The organism is Salmonella enterica subsp. diarizonae (assembly GCF_008692785.1).
Lineage (GTDB): Bacteria > Pseudomonadota > Gammaproteobacteria > Enterobacterales > Enterobacteriaceae > Salmonella > Salmonella diarizonae.
Genome location: NZ_VXJV01000017.1, coordinates 44,539 through 53,547, shown reverse-complemented (window position 1 = coordinate 53,547; position 9,009 = coordinate 44,539). Strand labels below are relative to the sequence as shown.

The window sequence follows — 9,009 nt, the reverse complement described above, 5'->3', positions numbered from 1 at the left end:
ATCGCCTGCATGGATAATTTCATCAGCACCATTAATAAGATTGGTCAATACCCTAAATTGCTGTTCAGTATTCGGTAAAATACTGTACTGCAACGGACGGAGTTTCATCGGTAATGTTTCCCGACGCCACTTTATGTAATCTGGATTAAGTTCTCCTGGAGGAGTTAATTTAACTAAATGACCAATACACCAGGAAACAATATGTGATCCACAAACGATATATCCATCATGAGTTTGACCATTTCCCAGAACCTGAGCAATAAGCCGCCCCAACTCCGGTTTTTCCGCTATCCAAAGTATTTTCATTTATTCATCCCGACTATGTGATTATATAGTTAATAAAATAAGAGAGGCAACAATGCCCCGCCCATCAGGAAATAGCGTAAATAGCCTTACGACAAACCCCGTATCCGTGTCCAATAAAGGGAATATCGTCTTCAAAATCCATCGGTGGCTCCCCAGCGGAGGCCGGAACGGACGACTGCGGAGTTCCATTCCCATTTGCCGGTGGTGTTTTCCCCCATCCTCCACTATTTCCTCCTGCTTTTGTATTGCCATTTTGCCGACTGCCGCCAAGCATTTGCATCACCCCTTTCTGGTCCACAACAATTTCAGTTGTATAATGCTCTTGCCCTTGTTGATCCTGCCATTTTCGGGTTTGTAGCTTTCCTTCGATATAAACCTGCATCCCCTTACGCAGATATTCTCCGGCAATTTCAGCCAATTTATTATAAATAACAATTCTGTGCCATTCAGTCTTCTCCTTATCTTCTCCACTTTGTTTATCTTTCCAGGATTCTGAGGTCGCAAGAGTAAAGTTTGCGACTGCAACATTATTCGGCATATATCTTAATTCTGGATCTGCACCGAGATTTCCGATAAGAATAACCTTATTGACACCTTTACTAGCCATATATATATCCTCTTTTAAAATTGTTATACTGAATAGTGGAATAGACTTTAATTCTTAGATCAATTCTGATGAACAAGTGAGAATAATTTCTCCCCTTTGTAGATGCATAATTACTACCCTTTACCATCGATACGGACAGATACGCACTCACCATTTATGACTGTAAACATATGCAGCACATATATTTAAAGGAAGGTTATGTTGTTCAGACATAAACGCAGCGCATTCATTATCTTCAAAAACAGGTAATTCATCACTAACTTTAATAAGGTGAGAATGTTCTTTCCGTTCTTTTTTCAGTTCGCTTTTATCGAAAAGCCCACTTAATGTTATACCGACCAAATCCATATAATGCCATTGAGCCGTTTCTAATTCATCAAGAATCCTTGCCTGATTCTCAACTTTAGAAAGCAAATTTTCCAATTCTCGCACAGCCTTTTCTTTATTCATTAACATATGGCCCAAATCTATAACAGACTTATCTTTTTCATTAATTTGCTTGTATGTGATTGAATGTTTAATTGACTTCACGGAGAACTTGCAAGTCTTCGGTATTAGGATGATAAAAAGCATTTTCACCTAAGGCTACTTCCACCTGTTTAAGGAAGCCAGTCATTTGAATTAAAGTCAACAGGAAGAAACGGTTCGGTTTGTTTATGGCAAACGAGGCAGACATAAATATTTTTTGTCTTATGCAGTCGCATAGCCTTACACTTACCACAATCACACCATCCATCTAAGGGTTCAGGACATTCAGGTAAGGAAGTCTTTTGATATCTGCCATGTTTATTCCATTCTTCTGAAAACATATAACCTTCCCATGCCGCCTGTGTACCTCCATCCTTATAATCCCCCAATTCATTTTTATCAGAATTAAAACCAGGCATACAGAAACATGCTTCTTCAAAATCTTTTTGAAGTGAATTTATTTCTTCACCAGACAAACTCTTAATATAATCAGATTTTCTGTTAAAAAAATAAGTCATATTACTCCTCCCCTGTTAAAGAAATATATTTAGCATAAACCTTTTTAGCGTATTTCATGCGAAAAGGTGCATTAGCCCCTTTAAATCCAGCATTATACGCACCAACTGATTCCCAGTTAACACCGTTGGTTGAAATGTTCTTAGCAAGTATCCATGCGCCGACATAAATGTTCTGGCATGGGTTTTCAAGTAAATCGTTTCGTGTAATACCCATGCTATTAAGAGTTGGGAACCAGGATGAGTTGATTTGCATTAAGCCTACATCCTCACTAACAACCTTACCACCTCGCTTATTCAGACCGATCGCTTTAGGGCTCATACCACTTTCCACTTCTGCGATAGCAATCAGTAAACGATGATCAATTGAGTAACGGGTGCCAGCCATTCTGAAACAGTTGTAAAAACCATTGGTGTTTTTTTCTACCTGAGAGAAACCAAACGGAGAAAACATAATAAGTATAGTTATAAGAAAGAATCTATTCATAATGCCCCGCTTAATATCAGAACCTGATAGCCTGAAAAAACAAAAAACAGGACTGTGACAAAAGGTATTTTGGGAGTCCATCTGGTAACAGCAAGACTGATAACCAGTGCAACAAACATTAGAGTGGCTGCATACTCCGGAAGGACCATAATACCAATTGTCGGTATAACATAAAAATCGCCGGACGCTATCCATATTTCTTTCTTCACCAGATAGCCATAAAGATGAAGTATAAGAGCTGGCAATATAAAAAATGCAGCAGACAACAGTTGAGATACGGTATCTTTATCCTTCAACGAATAAACTGACAAAGCAACCAAAAAACATATTCCTGAATCAGGAATCCATCTGGCGCTTAAATCAGTATAGGAAACGATTGCAAGAAAAAAAAGATATAAAGATAACAATATATCTTGTGAAAAGTAAAATATTGAAACGGGTATTAATAACATACAAACTGCGGCCAGCGGATACACTCCAATGTTATCCATTTCATTTTTCAAATCTTCGCACTGAATAATTGCTCTTTTTTTCTCTCTTGAGTAAAGGGCCGGAAGCTTAACTGCGAAAGCACAGGAAAATAAAATCACTGTGAGTAAAAGTAAGTACCATGTCATACTTACCTCATATAAACAATGTAACCGGAAGGAATGAAGGAGGGTTTGTTAATCCTTCCGGCTTCTGTCACAAGAGATGAACTATCCGAAACACCAACAAGAACGCTTCCTTCCGTTCTCTTCAGAATATTATTGTAAACACCTGGATACGCGGGCATAAACACATATCCCCTTTTATTTTCAATAAACATTTTAATATCCACATTAGCCGGAAGCCATGACGGAGCTGTGACGTTATGAGTCACATCTCCATTATAATCAGGATTTAATTCATAATAAGAGTCAAATACATTAACGTAATTCAGAAACAGGAGGGCTTTGCCCTCCCTCAATGAAGCCGCATAACTGTCATTATCATCCCGGAGGTTTCCATAAAAAGCCAGCCATAAAAAAAGCAGCGAAATAACAATAAAGGATTTCATTTTTATTTCCCTATGAAAATAAATATCAGAACCTGCCGCATGAGTAATACAAGGTCTGATTTCAGGCACACCAGTTAAATAAAACAATGAATTCCCATATAATATGCAGAATATTGGGTGCCGTTGTACGCACGCCAGTTCATGTTACCGTTTGAGTCAGGACCATCGGTAGGAATAAGTTCTGTCAGAGCCATTTCTCGTCCGTCAATACGGTACGTGTTGATACACAATTTAAACCGCCCCAGATTTACTGTTTGCCCCGGCCAGACCTGGAACGTTCCGGCAACCCGGAAAGAAAATTCCGACGATTTCCATATTCCTGACTGGCAGGAAAGTATACTACCAGAAGCATCCCGCCCTATAAGCCCGTTTGGTGAGCAACCAGAACCAGCGGTGTACACTTTTTCAAGCTGTAATGCCTCTCCTGCATACAGTCGTCCATCAGCTCTTACTGTCCCCCCTTTGATCTGCCCTCCGGTTGAGAAATTCTTGTCGTTGTATACCCTGACCCAGGAATTATCCGTCATATAAATGCCGCCACCGTGTTTCTCGCTATACCATCCCGTATCTCCGGTTGTGCGGAACCATCCCCCTGTGTATGTCTCCCCTTCGGTGCGCGTCGTCCTGGCATTAACATTCGTACCTGTTACATTGTTTGTTGCGGTGACATTAGTAGAATTAACATCAGTTGCATTCAGCGTGGTTGTCGTTGTAGTGGCTGCGTTGGTTATATTGTTATTTCCCATGTTCAGGGACGTGCTCATCGTATTTAATTCCGGATGTCCGGGAACGGATTTACGATATAAGTAATCATTAATACTGATACCGTGATCGTAAAAACCCGCAATCACGACGCTACCATCACCGGGGTTATAACCACCAAACGAAGACAGCGCCACACTCCAGCTACCCAGCGCTCCTTTCGCTGTGTTGCCGTCAATGATTCCCCCTTCTGCGCCAATTCCGATCGCAACCTTTCGGGCCAGGCTTTTTGACAGCCTGGCACCACCTGCCAGGTAGGTCATGGACTGTAATTTATCTGCTGTCGGCTCAAATACTCGCGTCTGATATGTAGCACCAAAACCGTTAGTCGTGGAGAATCCTGTAGGCAGATATCCGGCGCTGATTAACCGGGAAACGCCAAATATGTACGGCGTGCTGGCTGTGGCCGTGCTGGCTATCATTGAGTGATTATCCTTGATGTAGAGCTGTACCGCCTTTTGTACCCGTTTTGCCTGGGTTGAAGCCACAATCGCTTTTGCCTGATTCGATAACCAGTTATTCATGGGGATCACAATAACCCCCATAATAAGAAACAAGACACCAATTCCGATAGCAGCGTCGGTGATATTGATCATGCCGCGCTTCGGGGGATTTATTAATATAGCCATTTTCTTGATTCCATATTACAGGGTGTATTCGATACCGTTGAATTCATCCTGCAAGGCCCGATAATTGCCCTGCATGATTTTGGATTTGATAGCTGCGTTCTGCGTACAGTTCACCAGATTAAAAGCGTTGATGCTGATATTGCGGCCAGTAGCCTTATCACCACGTCGTACTGAGGTCATTGTCTGATGAGCGATGATGTACAGCGTATTGGCTACATTCTGTTTCGCGTTGTGGTTGATTTCCTCGCAAAACATCACGTAACGTTCAATGGCCTCATAGACAGATGAACCGTGGATCGTAGACACGACAAACATTGTCAACGACGCTTTCAGTACCTCATGTGCCGTTTGCCCGTCACGTATTTCCCCTAACAGCAGGCATGACGCGCCCATACGCAGGGCTTTTTTCGTCGCCGTTGAATACGATTCATTCTGGCCGACTTCAAGCTGAAGACACCGCCCGTTACCGTGTCGGCCATGCAGCAGTGTTTCTATAGGATCTTCAATGGATACCCCCAGACTCCCTGTTATCTCAATACGCTGACGTAACACTGAGGCAGCAGTAGTCGTCTTCCCCGACCCCAATTCGCCAGCAATCAGGCACAATCCGGTTGCGCCAGGACGGGTGATGGAACTACGTAATGGTGTACTGAGTGGCACATCGGTAAAGGGCAGGATACGTTCCGGCGTCTGGCGGATCACAAAACTGGCTCCCGACCAGTCATTGCAAACGACCGTCACACGGTAAATGCGCCCGTCATAGCGTAAGGAAAATTCCGTTTTATGCGTGCTGAAATGAATTTCGTTGCACGCGTTCCTGAGTTCAAAGGCATCGCTCTGGTAGATATCCGGCAAATCGGTCAGATATGCACTTGCGCCTTTCATTCCCTTTATTTCAGCAAATTCTTCTCCGAGATACAGGTCAATAAAACTCAATTCGTTTAATCGGTTCATGTGGCACGCTCCTGTTTGCCGGGCACAACAGTGTACCCGGCGTTCCTCCTGTCAGCCCCTCGTAGTGAACGCTACCGTGTTACTGTCAGAAGAACAGGCTGCGGTTGCCGCAATTGTCGATACCACGCCATTGATAGATGTTGAATTAATTTTTGTTGAAGCCATATCTGCCGTGCCGAGTTGCGAAGCCATATTAATACAATCCTTTTTGGAAAGCCCCGTACTGGTCACTGTAAATCCGGTATTTGCACCAACGACGGTAATCGTGCCACCAGAATGATTGTAAATCGTCGTACCGGAATATTTTACCTTACTTGAAATAGCTTCTGAGTTGATAATGGCCTGGTTATAATTGGCTGTCCCATAGCCACCATTACCTTCTCCCATATTTCGAACCTCATTAATAATATTACTGATGACATTCGTTTCATTTACAGCCCAGAACTTACTGTAGACTGTATAGCCAACAGCAGCCACAATCCCCAGGACAATAAAAATAATACCCATATTAACACTTTGGTCTGTAATGTTTATCAGACCATGTTTAACTTTCTTTAATTTCATTTTCAATTTACTCCAGATTATTTATCGAAGAAGTGTTATTGTGATTAGTAAATTCATCACATAAAGAATGCCTGCTGAATAAGATCGGACATCACCAGAATAAGTAACAGAATCGCAATAGCTATTCCAAAATACCCCATCACCTGAATAACTGTTCCTGATTTCTCAACCGTCTTCACCGTCCTGTCCAGCCATTTATCAGCAAAACGATGCAGGGAATTCTCCTGATTTGCGGTTTCAAAGAGGCTCTGCATCTTGATGATGGCATCCTCCCCAGGAAACTCGTAGCCGGTGGCATCCATAGCCGCCCCCAGGTTTTTTTCCCCTGCCTCAATGTTCCTCAATATGGCTTCCAGCCGCTCCAGTAGCCACGGAGAGGTACTGGATTCCACCAGTCCACGGATAGCAGTTTCTATCGGAATACCAGCAGATAACATGGCATTCACGTTGAGAATAAACGAGGCTCCCTGTAACCGCCTGTACACCGACCAGGGTGGAAACCGGTCAAACCAGAAACGAAGATTCCCAGTCCAGACGGACAGCGATCTATAAACAGTAACAGCTAATGTGGCAACGACAGCCAGCATCAGATACCAGTAATCGGTAATCGCTACATAGAAATACCAGACACCAGTCTGTAACGTATTCCATTTTTCCAGCGGGACACTTTGTTTTATCGTTGGTACTAGTGTTATACAGAAAATAGCAACCAGACCGATAGCTAAAGACTGGATATAGCCAAAATTTAATAACGTTGACCAGACAGAACCGGAAATTTTATCTGTGCCTTCTGCAATAATCATGGCATTTTTAAATCCATCAGTCAGTTTCCCGGCTTTATCACAGGACTCAATAATACTGAGTTCCTGATCAGGTATCCACTCTTTAAAGGATTCGGCAAGGGAAAATCCTGCTTTAAGATTCTGGCTACATTCCGTCAGAATTTCGCCTATTGGGTCGCCCGTTTTTTTACCTCGTCGCGTGTAATTATCGATAAGTTTTTCAAAGGTTATTTGTGCGCTCAAACCATCAAGCAAATATTGACGAAAATTATCATATATTTCCATGCGATCTGAGGCATTAAACGTTTTCTGATAAATCCAGCGTTTAATTCGGTTCATTAAATGTCTCATCTCTGTCCAGATTACAGACTTTGCTATGGCCCATTACAGGATCAACGCGGCCATCATTAATCAGCCTGATAAGATTTTCCGCCAGGGAGGTATTCCCTTTTTGTTTCCAGTATTGCCAGGCAGCAAACTTCCCTTCGTGTTGGTACAACGACATGAATTTTCGATCCGTCTCAATGACCTCAAAAACACCTGTACGTCCACGAAACCCCGTAAATTTGCACGCCGGGCACCCTGCCGGATTGCGGCTGAATAGCCCTTCCGGTCGGGTGTACCTGGTAATAATTTCCTCGATCTCCGGATCAATACTGGCACGATGCCCGGAATACGGCTGTTTGCACTCCGGGCACAACAACGGCGTCAGTCGAATTCCCACAAGACAGGTGATCAGCGTGGGGTCTGTCAGATAGCTCTCATCAACACCAAAGCGTTTCCAGCGCTGAAGCACATCAATGGGCCAGGTCGTATGTGTTGTAGTCAACACTTCATGCCCGGTCTGCGCGGCTTCAATCACACCATAAACAGACTCGGCATCACGCGCCTCTCCGTAATAAATGGTATCCGGGTCAAGACGCAGTAGATTTCGAATCGCTTCAGGCCACTCCTCCATTAAAGGAGTTTGAATAGCTCCAAAAATCGGAGATTCTACGGGATCTTCCACGGTAATAAGGTGTATACCGGGGTCGTCTCTGAGAGTCATTTCGGCAAGACACTGTAACAGCGTGGACTTACCATGCCCGGTAGGTCCGTTAGCGACAATAATGCCGGTGATCTTTCTTGCCGCACGCCGGACTGACGCTATCTGTTGTGGCGTCATACCTAACGAATCAAGCGCAAGCGACTCCTTGCGTTTGCTGATAAGGCGCACCACTACCAGAATCCGGTTATCGCCACCAGGACGAGTGGCTACTCGCGCGGTACTGAGGCCAAATTCTGTTACGAACTCTTCGCGGAAACGGGCATCAGCAGACTGTGTATAGCTCAATGTGTTGGTACTCTGACCTGCACACATGGTATTAAACATCGACTGAATCAGACGCCTGCCGTTACTCGCTGAATCATCAAATTCATGGAACGGACGGCGTATACCATCAACACGAAACCAGACACGGAAATAGTGGTCGCTGACATATAAGTGCATATCTGACGCGCCGACAGCGACAGCACGGGCGAGAAGATCTTTTACTTTGCCTTGCAGACTGGCCTCGTCTTCAGGCTGCTCATCTTCTTGTCCGGCATCAAACTTCCATGCTACCTGAGCCATTTCTTCGTTGTTGACCCAAATAACTTCAGGACGATGCCCGCTCTGCCGAAGCTTTGCAATTAACTCCAGATAAAGAGGCGTTTGATTCAGTTTATCCAGCACCAGAAACTGGCAGGTGCTGTCTTCCGTGTTTTTCAACAACAGGACACTATCCTGGATATCAGCGACAATGCTTTCCTCCTTCAATAACTGACGGAGGTTAATGCAACTGTGGGTACGTTCAGAAAACCGGCTTTCAACACTGCCAGGTCTTTCATTCTGACTGTTTTCGCTCATTAATGTTA

General features: G+C 43.7%; 11 protein-coding genes and 1 pseudogene. All 12 read right to left on the bottom strand.

Features of this window, described 5'->3' with window-relative positions; translation table 11 throughout:
- Positions 1–306, bottom strand: a pseudogene (locus tag F4V72_RS23260) (toprim domain-containing protein); the annotation flags it as partial.
- A gap of 64 nt (positions 307–370) precedes the next feature.
- Entirely contained in the window at positions 371–913 is a 543-nt protein-coding gene (ssb, locus tag F4V72_RS23255) for a single-stranded DNA-binding protein (RefSeq protein ID WP_116779465.1), read from the bottom strand.
- A gap of 147 nt (positions 914–1,060) precedes the next feature.
- Positions 1,061–1,444: a hypothetical protein gene (locus F4V72_RS23250; RefSeq protein WP_232081696.1), complete on the bottom strand. Its 384-nt coding sequence runs from the start codon at positions 1,442–1,444 to the stop codon at positions 1,061–1,063.
- 68 nt (positions 1,445–1,512) lie between these two features.
- Positions 1,513–1,899: a hypothetical protein gene (locus tag F4V72_RS23245; protein WP_000220759.1), complete on the bottom strand. Its 387-nt coding sequence runs from the start codon at positions 1,897–1,899 to the stop codon at positions 1,513–1,515.
- 1 nt (position 1,900) lies between these two features.
- On the bottom strand, positions 1,901–2,383 hold the full coding sequence (locus F4V72_RS23240; RefSeq protein WP_023233701.1) for a lytic transglycosylase domain-containing protein: 483 nt from the start codon (positions 2,381–2,383) through the stop codon (positions 1,901–1,903).
- The gene (locus tag F4V72_RS23235; protein ID WP_023233700.1) at positions 2,380–3,000 is read right to left on the bottom strand and encodes a prepilin peptidase; all 621 of its coding nucleotides are present in this window, start codon (positions 2,998–3,000) and stop codon (positions 2,380–2,382) included. The genes F4V72_RS23240 and F4V72_RS23235 overlap by 4 nt, the downstream gene beginning before the upstream one ends.
- Before the next feature lie 2 nt (positions 3,001–3,002).
- Positions 3,003–3,422: a type IV pilus biogenesis protein PilM gene (gene pilM, locus F4V72_RS23230; RefSeq protein WP_023233699.1), complete on the bottom strand. Its 420-nt coding sequence runs from the start codon at positions 3,420–3,422 to the stop codon at positions 3,003–3,005.
- A 74-nt stretch (positions 3,423–3,496) separates the two neighbouring features.
- A complete protein-coding gene (pilV, locus tag F4V72_RS23225) occupies positions 3,497–4,780 on the bottom strand; it encodes a shufflon system plasmid conjugative transfer pilus tip adhesin PilV (protein ID WP_232081697.1) in 1,284 nt (427 codons plus the stop codon).
- A gap of 48 nt (positions 4,781–4,828) precedes the next feature.
- Complete coding sequence (locus tag F4V72_RS23220; protein WP_023233697.1) at positions 4,829–5,767, bottom strand: ATPase, T2SS/T4P/T4SS family; 939 nt, start codon at positions 5,765–5,767, stop codon at positions 4,829–4,831.
- Between the two features lie 51 nt (positions 5,768–5,818).
- Positions 5,819–6,331 (bottom strand): type 4 pilus major pilin, encoded by a 513-nt coding sequence (locus tag F4V72_RS23215; RefSeq protein ID WP_000768888.1) that lies wholly within the window; start codon positions 6,329–6,331, stop codon positions 5,819–5,821.
- Positions 6,332–6,387: 56 nt separating this feature from the next.
- Positions 6,388–7,452 (bottom strand): type II secretion system F family protein, encoded by a 1,065-nt coding sequence (locus F4V72_RS23210; protein ID WP_001079825.1) that lies wholly within the window; start codon positions 7,450–7,452, stop codon positions 6,388–6,390.
- Positions 7,439–9,001 (bottom strand): GspE/PulE family protein, encoded by a 1,563-nt coding sequence (locus F4V72_RS23205; RefSeq protein WP_116779474.1) that lies wholly within the window; start codon positions 8,999–9,001, stop codon positions 7,439–7,441. Before F4V72_RS23205 ends, F4V72_RS23210 begins: the two co-directional genes overlap by 14 nt.
- Between the last annotated feature and the right edge of the window lie 8 nt (positions 9,002–9,009).

Excerpts from the sequence above, each read along its gene's own strand:
- F4V72_RS23215 (WP_000768888.1), bottom strand. The coding sequence starts at position 6,331 with ATGAAATTAAAGAAAGTTAAACATGGTCTGATAAACATTACAGACCAA.
- F4V72_RS23205 (WP_116779474.1), bottom strand. The coding sequence starts at position 9,001 with ATGAGCGAAAACAGTCAGAATGAAAGACCTGGCAGTGTTGAAAGCCGG.
- F4V72_RS23235 (WP_023233700.1), bottom strand. The coding sequence starts at position 3,000 with ATGACATGGTACTTACTTTTACTCACAGTGATTTTATTTTCCTGTGCT.
- ssb (WP_116779465.1), bottom strand. The coding sequence starts at position 913 with ATGGCTAGTAAAGGTGTCAATAAGGTTATTCTTATCGGAAATCTCGGT.
- F4V72_RS23240 (WP_023233701.1), bottom strand. The coding sequence starts at position 2,383 with ATGAATAGATTCTTTCTTATAACTATACTTATTATGTTTTCTCCGTTT.
- F4V72_RS23220 (WP_023233697.1), bottom strand. The coding sequence starts at position 5,767 with ATGAACCGATTAAACGAATTGAGTTTTATTGACCTGTATCTCGGAGAA.
- F4V72_RS23245 (WP_000220759.1), bottom strand. The coding sequence starts at position 1,899 with ATGACTTATTTTTTTAACAGAAAATCTGATTATATTAAGAGTTTGTCT.
- pilV (WP_232081697.1), bottom strand. The coding sequence starts at position 4,780 with ATGATCAATATCACCGACGCTGCTATCGGAATTGGTGTCTTGTTTCTT.
- F4V72_RS23210 (WP_001079825.1), bottom strand. The coding sequence starts at position 7,452 with ATGAACCGAATTAAACGCTGGATTTATCAGAAAACGTTTAATGCCTCA.
- pilM (WP_023233699.1), bottom strand. The coding sequence starts at position 3,422 with ATGAAATCCTTTATTGTTATTTCGCTGCTTTTTTTATGGCTGGCTTTT.